Below are 24,034 nucleotides of genomic sequence, written 5' to 3'. Positions count from 1 at the left end.
TCATCTCCCTAAAACTCCACGCTACTACTCTACAGGTATTAATAAAAAGATAACAATGTGCAGGCGAATATAGCACCAACAGCGATTACATTTGCGATAGTGCCATGGCATACTATGAAAAACAGTACTAACCCTTATTAATGTACGAAAATGACCGACAACGAATTACACGCGCACCAGGTTATAGAAAGAATCTTTGGACTGTATGAGCAATACGGTAACCATGAATACGGTGAAGCCGTAACGATGCTGATGCATATGATGCAGGCCGCGCTGATAGCGGAGAAAACGGGCTTTGAAGACGAGATGATCATCGCAGCTTTCCTGCACGATATCGGGCATTTCTTTGAGCAGGCCGATCAGATGGGTGAATATGGCGCCAGGGCTCACGATGACCTGGGCAGTGCTTACCTGCTGCAATGCGGCTTCCCGGAAAGACTGGCGAAACTGGTGGGAAGTCATGTGGCGGCCAAACGCTATCTCACGTGGTCCGACAGCGCCTATTACGATACGCTTTCAGATGCCAGCAAGCAAACCCTTGCCTTCCAGGGCGGTCCTATGACGGAGGAAGAAGCGCTCGCCTTCCGCAAGGATCCACTGTTTTCACAATACATACAACTCCGGATCTGGGACGATATGGGAAAAGAAACCGATCAACCGGTATATCCGGAAGATGTGGCCAGGATGAAGCAAAAAACACTTGCTTACTTGTTGCAATACGGTAATTAAGCCACATGCATTATATTGCCGGGCATATGGATCTACGTTCGGAAATATTAGCAGAACATTCCCGCGCTCAATCGCTTCGCATAGCAAAATGGATTGGCCGGGATACACGGCGCTTTCAACAACTCCTCGATCTCTTTCTTTATGATGAATACCGGGTAGTACAGCGTTCTGCCTGGGTAATGCGTTTGGTGGCGGAAAAACACCCCGCATTACTTTCCCCTCACCTGCCCGTTATTGTAGGCAGGATGGAAGAAGCCGGTGTCCCGGTAGCCGTGAAAAGAAATGTATTAGGTGTATTGCAGGAACTGCCTCTCCCGGAAAACCTGCATGGCCCGGTGATGAACAGCTGCTTTGCCTTCCTGGAAGATCCACAGGAAACGGTGGCAGTGAAGTCTTTTGCGATGACGATACTCGCCCGTCTGGCTATCCATTACCCCGACATTAAAAATGAAATCCGGCTGTTGATAGCAGATCAACTGGAAAATAATCCCACGCCTGGTATTCAGTCGAAGGCCAGGAAGGTATTGAAAGAGCTAAAAGCATAAAGCTGAAAGCAAAAAGCTATTGCAGCGAACAATTAACGCGAGTAAATAAATTATTTATCCGCTTCCATCATTCGCTGCAATAGCTTTTTGCTTTCAGCTTTATGCTTTTAGCTCGTTAAGATATATCGCCAAAAGTTACGCGTTAGCATCGTCTGCATCAGCTGCAGGTGGTGTAACAGGCGCCTTAGGTTCTCTTGGCTCCCTTGGTTCTCTTGGTTCCTTAGGTTCCTTTTCTTTCTTCTTAGCCGCTTTAGGCGCGAAGATGGCGATCATACGCTTACCTTCCATGGTAGGCATACTTTCCAAACCACCTACTTCTGCCAGTCTTTCAGCGAACTTCAGAAGAATCAACTCGCCACGCTCTTTAAACATGATCGCACGGCCTTTAAACTGTACATAGGTTTTCACCTTGTTACCGTCTTTCAGGAAGCTTTCAGCATGCTTGGCTTTAAAGTCGAAGTCATGGTCATCGGTGTTAGGCGTAAAACGAATTTCTTTCACTTCGCTTTTGTGTGCCTTCGCCTTCATTTCCTTTTCCTTCTTCTTCTTTTCGTAAAGGAATTTGTTGTAGTCGATGATCCGGCAAACGGGGGGCACGGCATTCGGAGAAATTTCAACCAGGTCTAAACCTTGTTCCTCCGCCATTCTCAACGCCTCCTCAGTTCTGTAGACACCTACCTCAATGTTTTCACCTACAAGTCTTACCTCTGGGACGCGTATCATCCTGTTGGTACGATGTTCTTGTTGTTGTTCTCTGCGGAAATTGGGGTTTCTGCCCCGGTTGTTGTTGTTACCGCCAAAACTTGGTCTGGGTCTTTGTTGCATTAAGAAAATTAAAATTAATTGATAAATTGTCCGGTTAGTCCATGGTCCACATATCGTCCATGGACCAAAAACAATATTTACAAAAATAAGAGGAAAATTCCAGCAATAAACATACCTCAATTAAGTAATGTTCATTGTTTTATATACCTTTTTTCCACATTTATTTACTTCGTTATTCTAATGGCTTCCGGTTGGCCACTTCTTCGTTGATCAAAGCTGTAAATGCTTCGAGCGACATGGTTCCGAGATCTCCTTTAGATTGACGACGAACGGCTACTACATTATCGGCTGCTTCTTTTTCACCAAGTACGAGCATGTACGGAATTTTTGCCAGCTCTGCTTCCCGGATCTTTTTACCGATTTTTTCGCTTCTGTCATCTATTTCAGCGCGAATTTCCGCTTTTTTTAGCAATTCTGCTACTTTTTCTGCATAGTCCTGGCTCTTATCGCTGATAGGCAGGATTTTCACCTGGGTAGGTGCTAACCACAGCGGGAATTTACCTGCGCAATGCTCGATCAGTACGGCAATGAATCTTTCCAGTGATCCAAATGGCGCACGGTGAATCATTACCGGACGGTGTTTCTGGTTATCCGCGCCGATGTATTCCAGGTCAAAACGCTCTGGCAGGTTGTAATCCACCTGGATGGTTCCCAGCTGCCATTTACGGCCCAGCGCATCTTTCACCATGAAGTCGAGCTTTGGACCATAGAACGCAGCTTCATCGTATTCGATCACCGTGTTCAATCCTTTCTCGGCGGCAGACTCAATAATAGCTTGTTCTGCCAGCTCCCAGTTTTCTTCAGAACCAATGTATTTGGCTCGTTCGGTCTGGTGACGCAGGGAAATCTGTGCAGTGAATTCTGTAAAGCTCAGGCTATTGAATACATACATTACCAGGTCAATTACTTTCTGGAACTCTTCCTTCACCTGGTCCGGACGACAGAATAAGTGGGCATCGTCCTGGGTAAATCCTCTTACACGGGTTAATCCATGCAGTTCACCATGTTGCTCGTAACGATACACGGTACCGAATTCCGCGAAACGCACCGGTAAGTCTTTGTACGACTTAGGCGCTACTTTATACAGTTCGCAGTGATGCGGGCAGTTCATGGGTTTCAGCATGAACTCCTCACCTTCTTCCGGTGTGGAGATTGGCTGAAAGCTATCCTTACCATACTTCTCGTAGTGACCGGAAGTGATGTAGAGATTTTTATTACCGATATGCGGTGTTACTACCGGCAGGTAGCCACTTTCAATTTGTGCTTCCTGGAGGAAACGTTGCAGCCGTTCACGCAGCATAGCTCCTTTGGGCAACCACATAGGCAGTCCCAGTCCTACCTTCTCAGAGAAGGCGAACAACTCCAGTTCTTTACCCAGCTTGCGGTGATCGCGTTTCTTCGCTTCCTCGATCAGGGTGAGGTACTCGTCCAGTTCTTTCTGGTTCGGGAAAGTGATACCATAGATGCGGGTCAGCATCTTATTTTTCTCACTACCGCGCCAATAAGCACCTGCGATGCTGAGGAGCTTGATGGATTTGATAAAGCCGGTGTTGGGGATATGCGGGCCACGACACAAATCTGTAAATCCTCCCTGCGTGTAGAAAGTGATGTTACCATCTGCCAGTTCACCGATGGTTTCCAGTTTGTACTGGTCGCCTTTCTCTGTAAAGTAAGCCAGGGCATCTGCTTTGCTGACTTCTTTACGCACATACACACTATTCTGTTTAGCTAATTCCACCATTTTGGCTTCTACCTTTTTCAGGTCTTCTTCCGAAATGGTGCGATCACCTAAATCAATATCGTAATAGAATCCATTTTCAATAGAGGGGCCATAACCCAGTTTCACACCGGGGTACAGGGCTTCCAGGGCTTCTGCCATAAGGTGCGCGGAGGAATGCCACATCGTAGCCTTACCATCTTTGTCCACCCACGTGAGCAGTTGCAGCGTGCTATCCGTCATAATCGGGCGCGTAGCGTCAACTACCTGCCCATTAACATTAGCAGCCAATACTTTGCGTGCCAATCCCTCGCTGATGGATTTGGCAATGTCCAATGCAGTTACTCCTGGTTCATACTGACGAACTGCGCCATCCGGAAAAGTGATATTTATCATACGTTTTGCTGTTAGCTCCATACTTTTTCATATGGGCTATATTTCCTTTATAAAATGTTTGCGAAGTTAAGAAATAGTTCGTTAGCTTTTTTGATAACGATGTGATTGAATTAAAGGATTTTAAAAATAAATATTTATACAGCGGTGTGAGTTCAGTTGAAAAAGGTGCTATTTTTACGTTTATAAACTAAAAGTATTATATTTTATGATCAGGAATTATTTAAAACTGTACAACACAATGACGAAGGATTTATATGTGCCGGAAGATAAGGCGAAGGAATTGTTGATGATGGTTTATGAAAATGCGGGATATCCAATTGCAGGTAATAAATTAATTACGACCGTGGAAGCTGCAAACATCAAACGTAAAGGCGAACGCCTTTTCTGGACGCAAGCCTTAAGCGTATTTATAAGTACTGCACTCATGACGCTTATTGCCATTTTATTTTTGATGTTATTAATAAAGAAATGATTCGTTAAACAAAAGAATAATATAGTTAAAAAAGATATCTGTTAATTATTGAATGTCGAAAACAGAAATAGTTTAATTTTATTTTGTAATAAAAATCAATTACACATGAACACAATTGGAAGTTTAAAGATTTATGACATTTTCCGAAAAGACATGCATATGCCGGATGAAAGGGCATTGGAAGCAGTCATTGCTTTGGATGATTTTTTTGACAAAAAAACATCTGGCAAGTTCGACTCATTTGCAACAAAAGACGAAATGTTAAACATGAAAAATGAACTTAAGCAGGAAATTCATGGGGTTTCAGTCAGACTTGATCTCATGGCAACAAAGACCGAATTAGCTGCAGTGCAATCCGGACTAAAGGATGCCATACATCAGAGTGAAAAGGCGTTGACTAAAAGTATCTTTCACGCAAGCCTTTATCAGTTTCTTATCCTCACTGGCACTATCTTCACCCTGTTAAGATTAATGGGAGTGTTTAAGTAAAACCTGTATGTCCGATCTATTTAGTATGTCCGACCCATTGTATATTCCGTCCACCTCTATTCTGCTTAAAGCTTCCATCGTATTTAAAACTTGAAATTATACGTCACAGACGGTATAACCGGAAATAAAGACACCTGTTTTGCGTCCACCTTTAATGTCCCATCCAGCGCACTTCCCGTTTGATCCAGGTAAATGAAATAAGGATTTTTTCTATTGTACACATTGTAGATAGAAAATGACCAGCTGCTTTTGATTCGCCGGTTCGGCTTCTTAGGTGTTGGCGTGTAGGTAGCCGACAAATCCAGCCGGTGATACGCTGCCATGCGATAACCGTTGATGTTGCCGTAATCCTGCACCAGCGTGGTTTCCATGAAGTAGAATTTTTCCGGCAATGTAGTGGTGTTACCTGTACCGTAAATAAATATGCCCGAAAAAGTCCAATGCTTGTTCCATTCGTAAGTGCCTACCAGCGCCAGATCATGACGGCGATCATACTTCGCCGGATAAGGTTTGCCATCATTTAAGTCCGGGAACTTGCGCCAGGTCCAGGCCAGCGTATAGCCCAGCCAGCCAGTAAACCGTCCTTTCTTTTTATTCAGGAATAATTCCATGCCATATGCCCATCCCTTGCCAAATACAAAGTCCCGCTCCGGATCATTCAGGTTGGGCGTATAACCTTCCCGGTACTCGATCTGGTGTTGCATGTCTTTATAATAGATTTCCGCAGAGGCTTCATAGGTATTGTCCTTAAAATTGCGGAAGTAGCCTGCGCTGTATTGCCACGACTGCTGCGGCTTTACCACATAGGTACTGGGCACCCACACATCCGTAGGCAACGTGGTGCCTGCATTGGATACCAGGTGAATGAACTGATAGTTGCGGGTTACCGCGGCCTTGATGGAGCTCTTGTCGTTCCAGGACCAACGCAGGATCATCCTTGGCTCCAGGCCTCCATAGCTTACTACAGACTCTCCCCTTCTGTACACAGTGCTGTCTGTTTTGTTGCCGGCCTCGTCGCGGTGATAGCGCGTATAGGGACCAATCTGCATAAAACCGCTAAAACGTACGCCTGCATTGAGTTGCAGGTGCGGCGATATTTCCCAGTCGTCCATAACATAGAGCGCTACCTCATGGGCATATTTCTTAAATGCATTCTCCGGCGAAAACTTTGTGCTGTCCTGGTTCCCCGAAATAGTAGACGGCGTAAAGGTGTGGTGAATATAGTTGCCACCGAATTTAATGTGATGGCTGATGTGAGGATAATAATCGATATCTGTTTTCACGTTGAGATCACTGATACCGGAGGATAGCCGCAGATCAAAATTATTCTGCAGGGCGCTGAATTGAAATTTGTAATCATTGTACAACAGGGAGGTGTTGGCAAAAAGCTTTTTATTGAACACGTGATTCCAGCGCAGTGTAGCCGTGGCATTACCCCAGGGGATTTTGACGTTGAACGTACGATCCTTGTTATTAAAGCTAAATACGTCTTTCCCAATATATCCGCTCAGGTATACGCGATCCTTATCAGAAAAGATGTAGTTCATTTTCAGGTTCAGGTCATAGAAGTAATAACCCGATCCCTTATACGAAGTGTTATTGATAAAGGGTTTGGTGATGAGATCTATATAGGTGCGCCTGCCGCTGACAATAAACGAGGCCTTGTCTTTTTTCAGTGGGCCCTGGAAAGAGAGCCGGGAAGAGATGAGTCCTATTCCTCCTTCTCCCTGAAAATTTTTATTATTCCCTTCTTTCATGGCTATATCCACTACAGAAGATATCCGGCCGCCGTAATTGGCGGGCATTCCGCCTTTAATGAGGGTGGTATTCCGGATGGCATCAGCATTAAATACAGAGAAGAAACCAAAGAGGTGGCCGGTATTGTATACGGGCGCCTCATCCAGCAATATGAGGTTTTGATCGGGGCCACCGCCGCGCACATAAAACCCGGCGTTCCCCTCGCCGGCGGCCTGTACGCCAGGCATCAACTGCAAGGCCTTGAGTACATCCACCTCTCCCATCAGGGCCGGCAGTTTCTTTACCTGCAAGGCGGTCAGCTCCGCCTTACCCATGTCTGTACTTTTTACGTTGGCATCTTTTCGTTTGTCGGTGATCACCACTTCTTTTGCCTGGTAGGAACGCGGGTATAACTCCAGGTGCTGGGTCATATCTTCTTTCAGCGTAAAAGCAATGGCTTTGGATTCATATCCCAGGAAAGAATACAGCAGGATATAGTTGCCGGCAGGGAGGGTAATAGAATAAAAACCGTAATTATTGGTATGTACCCCGTTGGAGGAATGCAGCACCTGTATGGTGGCGCCAGGCAGGGATTCGCCGTTGGTACTGTCTTTTATGAAGCCACTGATGGTATATTGCTGTCCCTGTACGCCATTAAAGGCACATAGGCAGTAGAGAAACAGTAAAAAGGGACCATATCGTTTGATCATACCGTTAAATCATGAACAGCAAATACCAGGGTAATTTACGATTTACTGTTCATGATTTAACGACAACTTATTTATAGATTAAAGTATCCCTTGTTTCCCCGCAGGTGAGCATTTTATGGCCGAAGTAAGGATTCTGTATAGCAGCTTTGTTACTAAGCCAGTAGGCACCTTTATCGTCAAAAGCCATGGGGCAGAACTGGTGATAAATGGTATCTCCTTTTAACCCGGTATTCTTAACAAGATCAAATAACATGTCGGATACCATCTGAAAGGAGCTCCGTTTGCCTTCCAGCCCGGTTTCTCCTTCAAACCCGGCCAGTTCTGCGCTGATACTGCCGGTAATACCGGTTATTTCGGCCAGGTGGCTGCTATCCATCTGTAATAGTGATACCGGCAAACTATCGATATGCCCTTTCACCGCTGCGGCGAGCGTATTGGCGCGGCTACTGTCGGCCTGAACCAGCGCATCTGTCAGCTCGTAATAGGCAAGCATTGTATTCGTCAGCGAATCGTAAAATACCTGGCTATAAGGTGCCTGTAAAGCTACAGAAGCGTTAACTGCTTCTTTCTCCTCCGGGGCTTGCTGGTGGCAGGCTAACAGGGAAGTCAGGAGCATTGCCAGGCCAACGGGAACGCATACTTTAAAATTCATAATTTTGTGCTTTGAAGCAAAACTAAATAAATACCGCGGATTTGCACGCAAAGGGACAAATCCGGACATTTATCCTTAACTTTGCACGTTTTTTATTCAATTTTTTTTATTTTTTATGTTGATCGCATTACAGGACATTACGTTTGAGTTTGGATCCAGGGTGATACTGGAAGATTCTTCCTGGCATATAGAACCGGGCGACCGTGTAGGTCTTATCGGGTTAAATGGTACCGGCAAATCCACCCTGTTACGCATTATCAATGGGGAATATTCAATTTCCAAAGGAAGTATTAATAAAAGTAAAAGTCTGACGATTGGCTTCTTCAACCAGGACCTGCTCAGCTTTGAAACCAATGAATCTATTCTCACGGTAGGTATGATGGCGTTTGGTAAAGCACTGGAGCTGGAGAAAGATATTGAACGCATTACCAAAGAACTGGAAGATAGCCAGACCGATGAGCTGCTGCATGAATTCAGCGATAAACTGCATGAATTTGAGGCGCTGGATGGCTATAATATGAAGCATAAAACCGCACAGGTGCTGGAAGGCTTAGGTTTTACCACGGCCGACCTGGACCGCCCCTACAGCCAGTTTTCCGGTGGATGGCGCATGCGCGTACTCCTGGCCCGCTTAATCCTTCAGCAACCGGATGTACTCATGCTCGATGAGCCCACGAACCACCTGGATCTCCCGTCTATCGAATGGCTGGAGAGATACCTGGTAGGTTACAATGGCGCGGTGATCATTGTATCGCACGACCGTTACTTCCTGGACCGTATGGTGAATAAGATTGTGGAAGTGTACCAGCAACAGTTGCACCACTATGCCGGCTCTTACGCCGACTATGAAGTGGAGAAAGAATTGCGCCGCGAAATGCAACAACGCGCCTACGAAAACCAGCAGGATTATATCCGTCAGCAGGAACGCTTCATTGAACGTTTTAAGGCCAAAGCCTCAAAAGCTGCACAGGCACAGAGTATCGCCAAAAGGCTGGATAAACTGGAGCGCGTGGAGCAAACCGACAATGGTCCATCTAAAATCAAAATTAACTTCACCGTTGATAAAACACCTGGCAAGATTTTATGTACCCTGAATAATATCAGCAAAAGCTATGGTGACATACAAATCCTGAAAAATACAAGCGCTGAAATCAACCGTGGCGATAAAATAGCCCTGATCGGGGCCAATGGTAAGGGTAAGTCTACCCTCCTCCGCATCATCTTCGGGATGGAGCCCATGGAAGGAGAAAGAATACCCGGCCATAATGTAGTCACCAGTTTCTATGCACAGCACCAGCTGGAATCGCTGGATATGAGCAGTGAAATCCTGGATGAGCTGAAAAACTTTGGCAGCGGCCGTACGGAACTGGAATTGCGCCAGTTATTAGGTTGCTTCCTCTTCACCGGCGATGACGTATTTAAAAAGATCAAGATCCTGTCCGGAGGTGAAAAAGCACGTGTAGCACTGGCCAAAACGATCATCAGCCAGGCCAACTTCCTGATGCTGGATGAGCCCACGAACCACCTGGACATGAACTCCGTGCAGATGCTGATCGACGCCCTGAACAAATACGATGGTAGCCTGGTACTCGTATCGCACGACCGTTATTTTGTGAGCCAAACTGCCAACAAAATCTGGGAAATTGTAGACGGCGAAATCAAGGAATTCAAAGGCACCTACAATGAGTATGAAGAATGGAAGAAGAGAATGGCCGCTCAACAACAGGCGCCGGCAAAAACTAACGCTAACGCCGAAACGAAAAAAGAAACCCGTCAGCAAAATAATGCCCCTGCTGTAGAAGCTGGTAAAGGCGCTATCAATAAAGAAGTACAGCGCGAATTACAAAAACAGCAGAAACAGTTTTCGCAGGTAGAAGGTCAGGTAGCCAGCTTAAAGGAACGCAAAGCCGGTCTGGAAGCCAGCTTAAGTATGCCGGATATCTACAACGACAAGGCAAAATTTGCGCAGGTAGAAAGCGAATACCAGGACGTACAGAAATACCTGGACCGCGCCAATGAACAGTATGAGCAGTTATTTGAAAAAATAATGCAGCTGGAAGCAAACCTTACGAACTAGAATTACGAATTATGAATTACGAATTACGGATCTGTTGGTAGATCTACCCGAAAATCATTAATTTTTTATATCTACTCACAAATCCGTAATTCGTAATTCATAATTCGTAATTCGTAACTCTGTATTATGCAAAAAATACTGGTAGTTGAAGACGAAGTAAAAGTGGCCAATGCCGTTAAGAAAGGGCTGGAAGAAAATGGTTTTGATGTGGATGTAGCCTATGATGGCCGCATTGGTAAAGGACTTGCCACCAGCAATAATTACGACCTGGTGATCCTGGACCTGAACCTCCCCCATCACAACGGCTACGAGCTTTGTGAAGTAATCCGCCACAAAAACAACCGCGTACCGGTTATCATGCTCACCGCACTGGGAGGCATGGAAGATAAGATGCAGGCGTTTGAAATTGGTGCTGACGACTATCTTATAAAACCATTCGACTTCCGCGAATTGCTGGCCCGTATCCGCGTATTCCTCAAAAGAGCCGGTTCTGAAGCCACTCATGGCACACAGTATAAAATCAGTATCGCAGACCTGGAAATAGACCGGGAGAAAAAAGATGTGACCCGTGGCGGTAAAAAAATTGCCCTCACCGCCAAAGAATATCAACTACTGGAATTCCTGGCCATGCACAAAGGTAAAGTGATTTCCAAGCTCACCATCGCAGAAAAGGTATGGGATATCGATTTTGATACCGGTACCAACGTCATTGAAGTATACATGAACTTCCTGCGCAAAAAAATAGACAAGGATTTTGAGCAGAAACTATTACATACCAAAACCGGTATGGGCTATTATCTTTCTGAAGAATAATCCCCGCTTAGGCTGATTGAAGATCAAATACAAAATAGCGCTCTATTATACCATATCGGCAACGCTGATGCTGATTGCATTTGCCGTGCTGGCCTACTATTTTTCTGCTAAATCCAGGAAGGCAGAATACCTGGAACGACTGGAATACAGGGCCCGGTCTATTGCCAATGTGATTATTGAAGACGGGAACGTTAAAGTAGACCTGTTGCGGAAACTGGATCGCACCACCTTCCAGGACCTCTATAAAGAAACCATCCTGGTATACAACCCGAATTATGATTTGCTGTATAGCAACCTGAAAGATACCACTGTTCGCACGCATCCTACCCTCCTGAACTATATCAAGGAAAATAAGTTGTACAGCTACGAAAAAAACGGCGGCGAAGTAGTAGGTGTGTATTATACCGAAGGAAATGTTTCCGTGATTGTGCTGGTATCTTCCTTCGATAAATATGGCTTTCAGAACCTGCAGAACCTCAGCCAGATCCTGCTGCTCGAGCTGATTACCGCCGTAATCATCCTTGTTGGTGTAGGTTATTTCTTTGCCCGGAAAATGGTGCAGCCTATTGATCAACTGGTACAGCAGGTGGATAGTATCAACGCCAACAATATGCAGGATACGCAGGTGGCGGTAAAAGGGAAAGATGAAATTGCTACACTGGGGGCCAATTTCAACACCATGCTGCAACGTTTAAGTGAGTCCTTTCACCTGCAAAAAAGCTTTGTAAGCAATGCCTCTCATGAGCTACGCACCCCATTGGCAGCCATTATCAGCCAATTACAGGTGGCGCTGTCCAAAGACCGGTCTAATGAAGAATACCTGGCTTTGCTAACCTCTGTACTGGAAGATGCCGAGAACCTGTCGGACCTCTCCAATGGCCTGTTACAACTGGCCCAGTCGGAAATGCGGCAACAGGAATTTGTATTGAGCAATGTGCGTATTGATGAATTGCTGATGGAAATGACCACGCTGATAAGGCTCAAACACAAAACTGCCAGCAAAGTAGAGATTCATTTCGTGAAAGTACCTGACAATGATTTGCTGGTGACCTGTTACGGAAATGAAAACCTGTTGAAAGTGCTTTTCCTGAACCTAATTGATAATGCCTGCAAATTTTCGAAGAACAATACCGCACTGGTGACCATTGATTTCTTTACACAATATATCCTGGTGCAGATAAAAGACACGGGGATTGGCATTCCCCCGGAAGAAATCAATAAAATATTTGAGCCTTTCTATCGTGGCCAAAATGCCCTTCAAATCCGCGGCCATGGCCTTGGTTTATCTATCTGTAAAAAAATAGTACAAATTCATGAAGGCCATATTACAGTGACCTCCACTCCTGCTGAAGGCACCACTTTCACAGTAATGCTTCCCCATTTATAATCCCCCTGGTAATTCTTTAAGGTTATTTTAATGTCCGTTAAAGGCCCCTTTAATTCTGCTTCATGAGCTTTGTATCATGAAATTTGGATTTATGCGAACTAAAAGGATGCTGTTACTAACGGCGTGCATATGTTGCCTGGGCTTTATTCAACCTTCACAGGCACAAACGTCTTCACAACCTATCACCTTGCAGGCCGTAGAGGATTCCTTCCTGTTGAAGAATTATTCCCTGCTGGCACAACGCTACCAGGTAGATGCCGCAAAAGCCCTGATACGACAAGCTAAGATGTGGAATAATCCCTCTTTCAGCAGTGTACTCGGTTTTGGTAGTACCGATAAACTGAAGCCCTTCAACGTGGGTTCCGGTGGCGAAACGCAATACACCATTGACCAGCTGATACAACTGGCCGGCAAAAGAAACAAAAGCATACAACTTGCTGCCGCTGCAGCGAAAATGAGCGAAGCCAACTTTGATGAGCTGGTACGTACGCTCCGCTTACAGTTACGCGAAAACTTCTACAATATCTATTACCAGCAACAAACCGAAAAGGTATTAAAAGAGCAGCTGGAAAATCTGCAAAAAATAGTGGATGCCTATGTTACCGCCGATAAAAAAGGTGCTGTAGCCCACTCGGACCTGATCCGGCTACAAGCCCTGCAGGTAGGCATCGAGAACGACTTCGCGGATCTGAAACAACAGGAATTGGAATCTCAAAAAAACCTACAGCAATTGTTACATACCCAGGACTTTTATGAAGCCAGGCTGCAGCCCGCCGACCTGGTTTCATATAGCCTGGATAAAATTCAGTTGCAACCGCTACTCGACAGCGCTGCACAAAACAGGCCGGATGTAAGGATTGCCGACATGGAATACCAGACCGCCCAGTTGAACTATCGCTTGCAGAAATCGCTGGCAGTACCGGATTTACACCTCGGGGCTACTTATGATAAACAAGGTAGCTATGTCAATAATTTCGTAGGCCTCACATTAGGTATTGACCTCCCGGTATGGAACCGCAACCAAGGGAATATCCGCGCCGCGCAATTACAGATTGGCAGCGAAAAGCAACAACTGCTGCAACAACAATCTATCGCACAAACGGAAGTATTGAACGCTTACCAGCGCATCATTGCACTGGAAAAGCGTTACAAGGGATTTGACCTGCATCAGTTCCAGGGCGAATTTGATACCCTTATCGATGAAGTAGCCAAAAACTTCAGTAAAGGCAATATCTCTCTCCTTCAGTTTATTGATTATTTCAATAGCTACAGCGACAACGCGAAAAATATCAACAAGTTTTTATCCAACCGGGTAAATGCTTACGAAGAACTCAACTATGCAACAGGACAAGAACTATTTAAAAACTAAGCGCATGAAACAGCCTATCCTTATTATTGGCTTTTCGCTGCTGGCCACCATTTTATGGAGCGGCTGCAAACACAGCCAGGCAGAAGATACAGAGAAGACCACTTTTGTGCTCAGTGACACCATGCTGAAAAATATCCGCATTGACACAGCACATATGCAACCGGTAATGAATGAATTGCGTCTTTCAGGTAAGGTAACACCTAATGGCGGTAAGGTATTAAAAGTATATCCGCTGGTAAGTGGTTATGTGGAAGATATTAAAGTGCAGTTGGGTGATTATGTACAAAAAGGCCAGGTACTGGCCGTAATTCATAGCGCTGAAATTGCCGACTATGAAAAGCAATTGGCACAGGCCAACTCAGACCACAACGTGGCTGAGAAAAACCTGAAAGTAGCACAGGACCTGTACGACAGCCGTTTGAGCACTGAAAAAGATGTAGTGAACGCTAAAGGAGAAGTACAGAAATCTTCTGCTGAGATCAACCGGCTGAATGACCTTTTCAAGATTTACCGTAAAGGTAAAGGCGCTACCTACCTGGTAACAGCGCCTATCTCCGGCTATATCATTGAAAAAAATATCAACAACAATATGGAAATCCGTTCGGATAACAGCGCCAACATTTTCACGATTTCCGAGCTGGATGATGTGTGGGTAATGGCTAACGTATTTGAAACAGATATAGCCCGTATTAAAGAAGGTTATGAGGCCAATGTAGTAACGGTGAGCTACCCCGATCAACCTTTCCATGGTAAAATTGATAAGATATATAACTTCCTGGATCCGGCTACCAAAACTATGCAGGTACGTATCAGCATCGATAATAAAAATATGCAGTTAAAACCTGAAATGTTTGCGACCGTATATATCAAATACCAGGACAACGACCAGAAAATAGCCATCCCGTCGGCGGCTGTTATCTTTGACAACAGCAAAAACTATGTGCTGGTATTTAAAGATAAATTCAACATCGCGGTTCGGCAGGTGGAAGTAGCAAAAACTGCTGGTGACCTTACTTACATTGCTTCCGGCCTCAGTCCGGACGAGAAAGTAATCTCAAAAAATCAACTACTCATTTACGATGCCCTTAAAGACTAGACCGGTGAGAAAGGTTTTATTTTTCATAGGTATGCTGACCTGCAGCAGCGTACGTTTACTGGCGCAGGATAAGAAGACGGATAGCCTTATCCCCTACACTTTCCATTTCCAGCAGACGTTGGTTACCCAATGGCACCCGGACTTTTCTGCGAAATATACCGGTCCCAACAGCTTTCGTACCCATGAAAAAAGTGCGACATCTATTACCAGTACTATTTACGCCGGTATTCGTCCGTTAAAGGATCTTGAAATATATGTGAACCCGGAACTCGCTGGTGGCGAAGGTCTCAGCCACGCTACCGGCATTGCGGGTTTCCCTAACGGGGAAACGTTCCGGGTGGGAGATCCCAAACCAAAGATATACCTGGCCCGCGCCTTCGCGGTTTATACGTTACCGTTAACCACGCAAAGAGAAGCGGATGACGACGACCTGAATAATGTGGGTGGCACTACGCCAATGCATTACCTGCGCTTCATTGGTGGTAAATACTGCCTGGCCGACTTCTTTGACCAGAACAACTACGCACATGATCCCCGGACCCAGTTCCTGAACTGGGCGCTGATGAGTAATGCCGCGTGGGATTATCCGGCAGATGTACGTGGCTATACCATGGCGCTGACCATACAATACCGGAAAAACAACTGGATGGTACAAGCTGCCACTTCGCTCGAACCTACTACCGCTAATGGCCCTACGCTCAATTATAACTATGGGAAATCAAATGGCGAATTAGTGGAGGTAACGCACACGCATACACTCAATAAGCGGGAGGGCAATGTGCGCGTAATGGCTTTCATTAACCAGGCGCCGATGGGTAACTATCACGAAGCGGTGAAAATGGCCATAGATACACCCGACATCACTGCTGTCCGGAGAGATGGCCGTACCAAATATGGCTTCGGTATCAATATAGACCAGGCACTCACCAATAGCGGCGGTGCTTTTCTGAAAGCCTCGTGGAATGATGGCCGTAATGAAACCTGGGCCTATACCGAAATAGATCGCTCCGTCAGTGCCGGATGGCTGCAGAACGGCAGCAACTGGCACCGCGCGCAAGACAATGCAGGCGTGGCATTGGTGGTAAATGGCTTGTCCAAAGACCACCGCGACTACCTGGCCGCCGGTGGCAGCGGATTTATGGTGGGCGATGGCCGGCTAAACTATGCCCCCGAAATGATTGCTGAAGTATTCTATCAATGTAACATTACCAGGCTACATATTGCCCTGAGCCCGGATTATCAGTTTGTGCTGCATCCTGCCTACAACAAGGACCGCGGACCGGTGAATATCCTGGGTATAAGGACCAGAGTGGCATTCTAAAGAACAGGAGTTATGAATAAATTCATTAGAAATATTGTAGCTTTTTCGCTGAGGAATAAGTTGTTTGTTTTTATCAGCGTAGCCACGCTGATTGCTGCAGGCATATTTTCCTTCGTGCATACGCCGATCGAAGCATTTCCGGATGTAACCAATACACAGATCGTGATTGTTACCAAATGGAATGGACGCAGCGCACAGGAAGTGGAACGTTTTGTAACGCTGCCCATAGAAGTAGCTATGAACGCGGTGCAGAAGAAAACCAGTGTACGTTCCGTGACCATGTTCGGCTTGTCTGTGGTAAAAATCATGTTTGAAGATGATGTAGAAGACTTCTTCGCCCGGCAACAAGTCAATAACATGCTGGGAGGCCTCGGACTACCCGAAGGGGCCGAACCCGAAGTACAGCCACCATATGGCCCTACCGGCGAAATTTTCAGGTATTACCTGAAAAGCAATAAGCGCGATTCCCGCGACCTGCTCACCTGGCAAAACTGGGTGATAGACCGCCAGATCCGTAGTGTGCCTGGCGTTGCCGACGTAGTAGCCTTTGGTGGCCAGGAAAAAATTTATGAGATCTCTGCAGACCCGGTAAGACTCGCCAAATACGATATTACGCCCCTGGAATTATACCAGGCTGTTACCAAAAGTAATGTGAACGTAGGTGGTGACGTGATTGAAAAGAACGGACAAGCCTACGTTGTACGCGGTATTGGTTTGCTGAACAGTATACAGGATATCAATAACATTATCGTACAAAATATTAATGGTGTACCCCTGCTGGTAAAAGACCTGGCTAACGTACACGAAGCTTCTGCCCCACGTGTGGGACAGGTGGGTATTGATAAAAATGACGACCTGGTAGAAGGTATTGTGGTGATGCGCAAAGGTGAAAATCCTTCAGAAGTACTCATTAAACTGAAAGAGAAGCTGAAAGAACTGAATGAAACCATCCTGCCGGAAGATATTAAAATGGAAACGTTCTATGACCGGGACAACCTCATGGAATTCTGTACCCATACGGTGATGCACAACCTGGTAGAAGGTATCATTTTCGTAACAGTGATTGTATTCCTCTTCATGGCCGACTGGCGTACTACGGTGATTGTGTCGATCATTATCCCGCTGGCATTGCTCTTTGCTTTCATGTGCTTACGCCTCAAAGGAATGAGTGCCAACCTGCTGTCTATGGGTGCTATCGACTTTGGTATCATCATAGACGGAGCCGTGGTAATGGTGGAAGGTATCTTCGTAATGCTCGACCATAAAGCCCATAAGTACGGCATGGCACGTTTCAACAAAATGGCCAAGCTGGGCTGGATCAAGCAAACAGGTGGAGAACTGGCAAAGGCCATCTTCTTTTCCAAACTCATTATTATCATCTCCCTGATACCTATCTTCTCTTTCCAGAAAGTAGAAGGTAAAATGTTCTCTCCACTGGCGTGGACACTGGGCTTTGCCTTATTAGGTGCCCTCCTGTTCACCTTAACGCTGGTGCCGGTACTGTGTTCTATTTTACTGAATAAAAATGTGAAAGAGAAACATAATGTGCTGGTGAATTTCTTTGACCGCATTGTAATGAGAGGCTTCGGCTGGACCTACCGGAACAAACGTTTAAGTATTACCCTGGCCATTGCATTCATGCTGGTGACCTTTGCTTCTGCAAAATTCCTCGGCACTGAGTTCCTGCCGCAGCTTAACGAAGGCTCTCTATGGGTTACCACGGAGTTGCCAATGAGTATGTCGATGACAGAAAGCACCAAAATGGCCCATGCCATCCGCGAAGATCTCGGCGGATTCCCGGAAGTAAAAAGGGTATTGTCCCAGGTAGGACGCTCCAACGATGGTACTGATCCTAACGGGTTCTATTTCGTGCAGTACCAGGTGGACCTTGCGCCGAAAGAAGAATGGAAACGTAAGATCACACAGGACGAGCTGATCTCACAAATGGAAGCCCGTCTGAAAAAATATCCTGGTATTATTCTCAACTTCTCGCAACCGATCAGTGACAACGTATCTGAAGCAGTGGCGGGTTTCAAAGCCGCCAATGGAGTAAAAATATTCGGCGACGACCTGGTGAAGCTGGAGGCATTGTCGCAACAGGTAGTAGCGCAATTGAAAACCGTACAGGGGATTAAAGATCTCGGGGTGATCCGCAACATTGGCCAACCGGAGATGAGCATTAACCTGGACGACAATAAAATGGCCCAATACGGTGTGGCCACTGGCGATGCACAGGCCGTTATTGAAATGGCGATTGGCGGTAAAACCGCCACCCAGTTGTACGAAGGCGAGAAAAAATTTGATATCAGGATTCGTTACGATGAAAACTATCGTAAAACAGAAGACGATCTCGCCAACCTGATGGTGCCTACCATCAATAATAACAAAGTACCACTGAAAGAGATTGCCGAAATCAAAACCATTACCGGTCCGGCTTTCATTTACCGTGACAGCAACAAGCGTTTCATTGGGGTTAAATTTTCGGTGCGTGACCGTGACCTTGGTAGCACCATCGCGGAAGCACAGGCACGTATTAACAAAGCAGTTAAGCTGCCAAAAGGCTACAGCATTGGCTGGACGGGCGAATTCGAGAACCAGGTGCGTGCTACGCAACGCTTGGGACAGGTAGTACCCATCAGTATCATCGCCATTTTCATGGTGTTGTTCATTATGCTGGGTAGTGTAAAAGATGCGGGGCTGGTATTAATGAATGTGCCTTTCGCATTGATTGGTGGTATCCTGGCGCTGCACGTGACCAATATGAACTTTGGTATCTCTGCCGGTGTGGGCTTTATTGCGCTCTTTGGTATCTGTATTCAAAATGGGGTGATTCTTATTTCAGTATTCCATAAAAACCTGGAGGACCGGTTATCACTGAATGAGTCTATTAAACTAGGGGTACAAAGCCGTATCCGGCCGGTAGTAATGACTGCCCTGATGGCGGCGATTGGTTTGATACCCGCGGCTATTTCCCATGGTATTGGTTCAGAAACACAAAAGCCTTTAGCTATTGTAGTAATTGGTGGTTTAATTACCGCAACGGTATTGACCTTGCTGGTGTTCCCCATCATTTTCTACACTGCCTATAGAAATAAAACAGCTATTAGTCACTAGCTAGCTTTTAGCAATTAGCTGTTAGCTTTTAGCAAATGCAGCGAAGACCAACATAAAATATTCTTCGCTGCATTTGCTAAAAGCTAACAGCTAAAAGCTAATAGCTAACCGCTTTAGTTCGCATATAGGTTGATAGAATGGCTATGGAAAAGAAAAGGCCGGATCACTCCGGCCGATTCAATCTTATAGTCAACTACTCCGCCCTGCCGAGAAGAAACAACGCGGGGCGGATTTTTTATTCTGGTATTCTTCTGCGTCTTGATTTATTAAACATCAATCCTTTTTCTACTCCTTTGCGCAGTTCCGCCTGTTCTTCCGCGGGGAGTGCGTGTGTTGTCTGACAGGATTCACTGCAGCAGCCGTCGTATTTTTTTGCGCATTCCTCACATTGAATGAAAAGCAGGTGGCAGCCGTCGTTCAAGCAGTTGGTGTGACTATCACAAGGTGCGCCGCATTGGTGACACTGGCTGATGATATCATCGCTGATACGTTCTCCCAACCGGTCATCGAATACAAAGTTTTTACCTTTGAATTTAATGGGTAGTCCCTGTTCTTTTGCTTTGTTGGTGTATTCAATGATTCCTCCTTCGAGGTGGAATACATTTTTAAATCCATTGTGAAGCATGTAGGCTGATGCCTTTTCGCAGCGGATCCCACCGGTGCAGTACATGATAATGTTTTTGTCTTTCTTATCGGCCAGCATATCCACTGCCATAGGCAACTGATCGCGGAAAGTATCTGAAGGCACTTCAATGGCGCCATCAAAATGTCCCACTTCATACTCATAGTGATTGCGCATATCTACAATCACGGTATCCGGATCTTCAGTGAGTTCATTGAAGGCTTGCGCGTTGACGTAGCGGCCGCGGTTTGCCATATCGAAAGAAGGATCCTCGATACCATCAGCCACTATTTTATCCCTTACTTTGATCTTCAATACAAAGAAGGATTTGCCGTCGTCATCTACTGCGATATTCAACCGGATGCCGTTGAGAAAGTCGATAGCGTATAACTGTTGCTTAAACGCCTCAAAATGATGTTCAGGCACGCTGATCTGTGCATTGATGCCTTCGTGGGCTACATAAATACGTCCGAATGTGTTGAGCTTAAAGAGATCCGTGTATAACTGATCCCGGAATGCCTGTGGGTCGGGAATTTTCGCGTACTGGTAGAAAGAAATAGTAACGCGTTTAAATGTTTCTTTTGCCAGCCGTTGTTTCAACTCGGCGGCAGATACTCTGTTGTGTAATGCCATAATTTCGCCTGAATTTTAAGGACACCTGCGTCGTGAACAAAATTCAATCAGTGCTTTTTCTTCATAAAAAGCAGCTAATCAGGGCGCAAAGGTAGCAAAAAACAGCCGAATATCAATAATGATATGGGTCTGCTTCTTTGCCCCAATCGTACAATACCTGTAAAGAGAACCAGGCTATTGCACTGATAATGAAGATATAACCAATAAAACCGGGGGTTCTCAATTCCACTGCACCTGGCAGATCATTCCATTCCGTGATGTAGGCAGCGGCGGCCAGGATAATTCCTGCCAGCAGCGCATAAAGGGCTAATTTTCTCATACTGATAATTCAATAAACAAGGATCATTTGGTACGTACGTGTGAGTAAAATGTGCACAGCGCTTGTCCAAATATGCTTACCTTACTAACGTAATTAATCAACCAAAGGTTCATTTATCGTAAAAAAAATATTTTTGATTTTATAACTATTTGATAATTATTGTATATAAATTTGCATACACGTTACAACCCCGATTGGCACCCTTTTTGAAAATTGGTTAAGAGAAGCAATATTGTTTAACCCGAAAATGTTATGTTATGAGTATTTACATTACTTACTTTATTTATGCAGTAGTTGGTATCTGGATCTACAGACTATTAGCTTATTTCTTTGACGAAAAGAAAGAACTGAAAAGCAGCAGAAAGAAATCCGTGAAGTTCTGATAGCGCATGTGCGTGTGGAGATACGGGGATTTCGCTACCACATTGGGTAACGGAATCCCCGGCATCATTATTAGTCAGCCTTAAACTTAACAATGTTGCCTAATATACCGCCAAATCCAACGCGCACGCCTATACGGGTATCTTCCTGGCTCTGGTAGCCAGCTACTACATCCACGCGAATCATTTTAAAGATATTTTCCAGCCCCCCGAATACTTCCACATAGTTATTATCTCCATTTACATAAAAAGCATTGGCACCTGCAACCAGGTTCCATTTCAGCCTGTTGAACAAGGGAATTTTATTGGTCAGTAAACCATTAAAGTGGTGTTCCACATTGGCGGTAGTATAAAAGGCCGCTGTAGTACTGTACCGGTAATATGGCGCCAACTGGAAACTATTCAGGTATTGAATATTGTAAAACGTTTGATTACCATTAAAATGCTGGTAGTCGGGAATCTGTACATTATGACTGTTGAGGAATCCCCCTACTCCAATATGGTATCGGAACTCACCGAGCAGTTTAAAATTCATATTGTCTTTCACGGAGAAATTCCATTTGTCGAAATCAACAATACTGTTGCCGATATTGGGAATCCCTTTGGTGTAACCAACTACGAACGTCGGATATTTAGAGCCGAACGGTATTTTGCGATCCGGCAACTCCACAAACTGTTGCCCTGGCTGGAAAGTAAAGCTCGCATCCAGTACCAACGCCTGGTGCTTTTCAAAAGGCACGTTAGCCAGTTCATAAGGATGATTAGGCGTAAAGGCTTTCCGGTCGTTTTTAAAGAAAACAAAATCGGTAGTATTTTCTACAGGCATCCTGCTTTCATAATTCAGTCCGACAGACAAACGGTCGTTCGTCTGAAAAACGCGACTGTAGCGAAGATTACCGAACCAATTTTCATACAACTTCATGTAATTTTCTTTCAGGAACAGGGTATAGAATTCGTTGGCAATATTATCAATGGGATTCTCTTTGTTGAACTGGGAGATGCGCTTACCTCCTGCCAGTGTCCACGTGTTGCGCCCGTATTTTTTGCGGATGCGGCTTTCGTTGATAAACGTAAATTCCGTATAGGCGTTGAGGTGAGTATTGCTTAATCCGTAGCGGATACGGGGGGCAATGCTCAATGCGCTTTCATTACCGGTATTCAAAGTCACCTCGGGTTCCAGCGCCAGCACAAGCCCTTCTACGGTATTATATTTCAATGATTTTGCCAGGCCTTTTATGTTCAGTGAATGCGATTGAATAACACTGTCGCGGTGGAAATAATATCGGTGCTTTACACCGCTCCATAATATATTCATCAACTTCACACCTTTCTGCTTTCGTTGCAGGGAGTCCAGGTAACGGGGAGATGATGCAGAGTCGCGCGCTGCCTGGGCGGCGCTGTCCTTTTCATGATAATCCTTTACCTCATCGGGTTCCAGTGGTACCGGGCGGATACTATCCCAATAAGCATGTTGCTGCTTATCAAAGGCGGTATCATACTTCAGGAAAGTGTTGTCGAAGAATTTCGCTGGTAAATCAGGATGCACGTTATAATCGGAGTAGACATTCACAAAATTGCCGCCCATGCCGAAGCCGAATTTATTGAAGGATATGCGCATCACCTGGTCTTTTACGCGCCATACTTCTGCCGTTACCGGTACATGTGTTTGACGGATTTCCAGGGTGTCCATCAGTTCCAACTGGTATTCGCTGGTGAGGATTAAGTCGGTGCTATGAATGCGCCAGTCGCCGTCAGTAATAAAAATTGTTCCGGAGAACAATGGTTCCTGTTTACGGCGCGGGATTACTTTGATCCTGTTCACAGTTTTCCCATCTTCTATAAAAGTGCCTTCTAACTGGTATTTATAGTAAGCCAGTGCATTTTCTGCGATAGGAGAAATATAGCCACGCGGCCCCATTTGGGTGATCACTGCTGACACATTATTATCATAAAAGCTGATGATGGCAGGGAAGCTCAAACCGAATCCTCCACCGCTTTTGCGGGAAGAGATGACTTCCAGTTTTATTTTATCCGGTTGACGGGCGGATATTTTAGTCACGGATTCAGAAAGAAACACCATGCCTTTGCCGGTGCTATCCACGCCCATATCGTCCTTATCTACTTTTTGCCCGAAGAATTTTGCCGGCACATTTTTCATGCCGATGGTGCCTTTGATGTAGGACATGCAGGTATATTCCTTTACCTGCTGCTGATAAAAATGTCTTTTCTTAATGGCCTGCCGGATGATGGCATAGGCAGGGTCTTCGCCGTTGGCCTTCACTACCACTTCACGGATCTGCATATTCACGGGCTGCAGGTGGAAGTCGAGTGTTTGCGTAGGTGCGTTCACGTTAACCGGCAATTCTGTTTTGCGGAATCCGATGTACTGGCAAACGACGGTATATTGTCCGGGGGGTAAGTCCAGGTGATATTGTCCTGCTGCATTAGTAGTAGTACCGGTAGTAGTGCCTTTAATAAAAACAGTGGCAAAAGGTAGTGGCTGATTTTTGTCGTCCAACACACGACCGTTTATCACGTTAGCCTGACAATAACCGGAAATGAAAATGCAAACCAGGGCAAACAGCTGTTTCATCATAAGTCCCAAAAATAATGGCGTACAGCTTACCGTCC

The 24,034-nt window shown here is 45.4% G+C and carries 19 protein-coding genes; 12 read left to right on the top strand and 7 right to left on the bottom strand.

The window, feature by feature from the left end; all coding sequences use genetic code 11:
• The first annotated feature begins 150 nt into the window (after window positions 1-150).
• Both J7623_RS20405 and J7623_RS20400 read left to right on the top strand, forming a co-directional pair.
• Complete coding sequence (locus J7623_RS20405) at window positions 151-729, top strand: HDIG domain-containing metalloprotein (RefSeq protein WP_291923843.1); 579 nt, start codon at window positions 151-153, stop codon at window positions 727-729.
• A gap of 26 nt (window positions 730-755) precedes the next feature.
• Window positions 756-1,274: a hypothetical protein gene (locus tag J7623_RS20400; protein WP_291923841.1), complete on the top strand. Its 519-nt coding sequence runs from the start codon at window positions 756-758 to the stop codon at window positions 1,272-1,274.
• A 135-nt stretch (window positions 1,275-1,409) separates the two neighbouring features.
• Here J7623_RS20400 and infC read toward each other — a convergent pair whose 3' ends face one another.
• Together infC and thrS are read right to left on the bottom strand one after the other, a co-directional pair.
• On the bottom strand, window positions 1,410-2,099 hold the full coding sequence (infC, locus tag J7623_RS20395) for a translation initiation factor IF-3 (RefSeq protein ID WP_291923839.1): 690 nt from the start codon (window positions 2,097-2,099) through the stop codon (window positions 1,410-1,412).
• A gap of 172 nt (window positions 2,100-2,271) precedes the next feature.
• Window positions 2,272-4,212 carry a threonine--tRNA ligase gene (gene thrS / locus J7623_RS20390; protein WP_291923836.1) on the bottom strand — a complete coding sequence of 647 codons (1,941 nt, stop codon included), beginning with the start codon at window positions 4,210-4,212 and terminating at the stop codon, window positions 2,272-2,274.
• Window positions 4,213-4,450: 238 nt separating this feature from the next.
• Here thrS and J7623_RS20385 point away from each other — a divergent pair, with 238 nt between their 5' ends.
• Together J7623_RS20385 and J7623_RS20380 are read left to right on the top strand one after the other, a co-directional pair.
• Window positions 4,451-4,684, top strand: a complete 234-nt coding sequence (locus tag J7623_RS20385; protein WP_291923834.1) for a hypothetical protein — start codon at window positions 4,451-4,453, stop codon at window positions 4,682-4,684.
• Window positions 4,685-4,789: 105 nt separating this feature from the next.
• The gene (locus J7623_RS20380) at window positions 4,790-5,173 is read left to right on the top strand and encodes a hypothetical protein (RefSeq protein ID WP_291923832.1); all 384 of its coding nucleotides are present in this window, start codon (window positions 4,790-4,792) and stop codon (window positions 5,171-5,173) included.
• A gap of 83 nt (window positions 5,174-5,256) precedes the next feature.
• Here the strand turns inward: J7623_RS20380 and J7623_RS20375 are convergent, their stop codons facing one another.
• Both J7623_RS20375 and J7623_RS20370 read right to left on the bottom strand, forming a co-directional pair.
• Window positions 5,257-7,620: a TonB-dependent receptor gene (locus J7623_RS20375; RefSeq protein WP_291923831.1), complete on the bottom strand. Its 2,364-nt coding sequence runs from the start codon at window positions 7,618-7,620 to the stop codon at window positions 5,257-5,259.
• 67 nt (window positions 7,621-7,687) lie between these two features.
• A complete protein-coding gene (locus tag J7623_RS20370; protein ID WP_291923828.1) occupies window positions 7,688-8,272 on the bottom strand; it encodes a DUF3347 domain-containing protein in 585 nt (194 codons plus the stop codon).
• Window positions 8,273-8,387: 115 nt separating this feature from the next.
• Between J7623_RS20370 and J7623_RS20365 the strand changes: the two genes are divergently transcribed.
• The 7 genes from J7623_RS20365 to J7623_RS20335 all read left to right on the top strand — a co-directional run bounded on the left by J7623_RS20365 (window position 8,388) and on the right by J7623_RS20335 (window position 19,449).
• Window positions 8,388-10,349, top strand: a complete 1,962-nt coding sequence (locus J7623_RS20365) for an ABC-F family ATP-binding cassette domain-containing protein (protein WP_291923826.1) — start codon at window positions 8,388-8,390, stop codon at window positions 10,347-10,349.
• Window positions 10,350-10,475: 126 nt separating this feature from the next.
• Complete coding sequence (locus tag J7623_RS20360) at window positions 10,476-11,162, top strand: response regulator transcription factor (protein ID WP_291923825.1); 687 nt, start codon at window positions 10,476-10,478, stop codon at window positions 11,160-11,162.
• A gap of 16 nt (window positions 11,163-11,178) precedes the next feature.
• Window positions 11,179-12,549 (top strand): HAMP domain-containing sensor histidine kinase, encoded by a 1,371-nt coding sequence (locus tag J7623_RS20355; RefSeq protein ID WP_291923823.1) that lies wholly within the window; start codon window positions 11,179-11,181, stop codon window positions 12,547-12,549.
• A gap of 91 nt (window positions 12,550-12,640) precedes the next feature.
• Complete coding sequence (locus J7623_RS20350; protein WP_291923821.1) at window positions 12,641-13,918, top strand: TolC family protein; 1,278 nt, start codon at window positions 12,641-12,643, stop codon at window positions 13,916-13,918.
• Window positions 13,919-13,922: 4 nt separating this feature from the next.
• Window positions 13,923-15,014, top strand: a complete 1,092-nt coding sequence (locus tag J7623_RS20345) for an efflux RND transporter periplasmic adaptor subunit (protein WP_291923819.1) — start codon at window positions 13,923-13,925, stop codon at window positions 15,012-15,014.
• 4 nt (window positions 15,015-15,018) lie between these two features.
• Entirely contained in the window at window positions 15,019-16,335 is a 1,317-nt protein-coding gene (locus J7623_RS20340; RefSeq protein ID WP_291923818.1) for a carbohydrate porin, read from the top strand.
• Window positions 16,336-16,347: 12 nt separating this feature from the next.
• The gene (locus J7623_RS20335) at window positions 16,348-19,449 is read left to right on the top strand and encodes a CusA/CzcA family heavy metal efflux RND transporter (RefSeq protein WP_291923816.1); all 3,102 of its coding nucleotides are present in this window, start codon (window positions 16,348-16,350) and stop codon (window positions 19,447-19,449) included.
• Between the two features lie 235 nt (window positions 19,450-19,684).
• Here the strand turns inward: J7623_RS20335 and J7623_RS20330 are convergent, their stop codons facing one another.
• Both J7623_RS20330 and J7623_RS20325 read right to left on the bottom strand, forming a co-directional pair.
• Complete coding sequence (locus tag J7623_RS20330; RefSeq protein ID WP_291923814.1) at window positions 19,685-20,704, bottom strand: rhodanese-related sulfurtransferase; 1,020 nt, start codon at window positions 20,702-20,704, stop codon at window positions 19,685-19,687.
• A 112-nt stretch (window positions 20,705-20,816) separates the two neighbouring features.
• Window positions 20,817-21,023, bottom strand: coding sequence for a hypothetical protein (locus J7623_RS20325; protein WP_291923812.1), 207 nt, complete (start codon window positions 21,021-21,023; stop codon window positions 20,817-20,819).
• A 257-nt stretch (window positions 21,024-21,280) separates the two neighbouring features.
• Here J7623_RS20325 and J7623_RS20320 point away from each other — a divergent pair, with 257 nt between their 5' ends.
• Window positions 21,281-21,406 carry a hypothetical protein gene (locus J7623_RS20320; RefSeq protein WP_291923810.1) on the top strand — a complete coding sequence of 42 codons (126 nt, stop codon included), beginning with the start codon at window positions 21,281-21,283 and terminating at the stop codon, window positions 21,404-21,406.
• Between the two features lie 70 nt (window positions 21,407-21,476).
• On the opposite strand, the gene J7623_RS20315 is transcribed toward J7623_RS20320, so the two are convergent.
• Window positions 21,477-23,999: a DUF5686 and carboxypeptidase regulatory-like domain-containing protein gene (locus J7623_RS20315; RefSeq protein ID WP_291923809.1), complete on the bottom strand. Its 2,523-nt coding sequence runs from the start codon at window positions 23,997-23,999 to the stop codon at window positions 21,477-21,479.
• Window positions 24,000-24,034 lie beyond the last annotated feature (35 nt).

Source organism: Chitinophaga sp. (genome assembly GCF_017745275.1).
GTDB lineage: Bacteria > Bacteroidota > Bacteroidia > Chitinophagales > Chitinophagaceae > Chitinophaga.
Note: the sequence above shows the minus strand (reverse complement) of the source record. Positions and strands in the feature narration are given on the sequence as shown.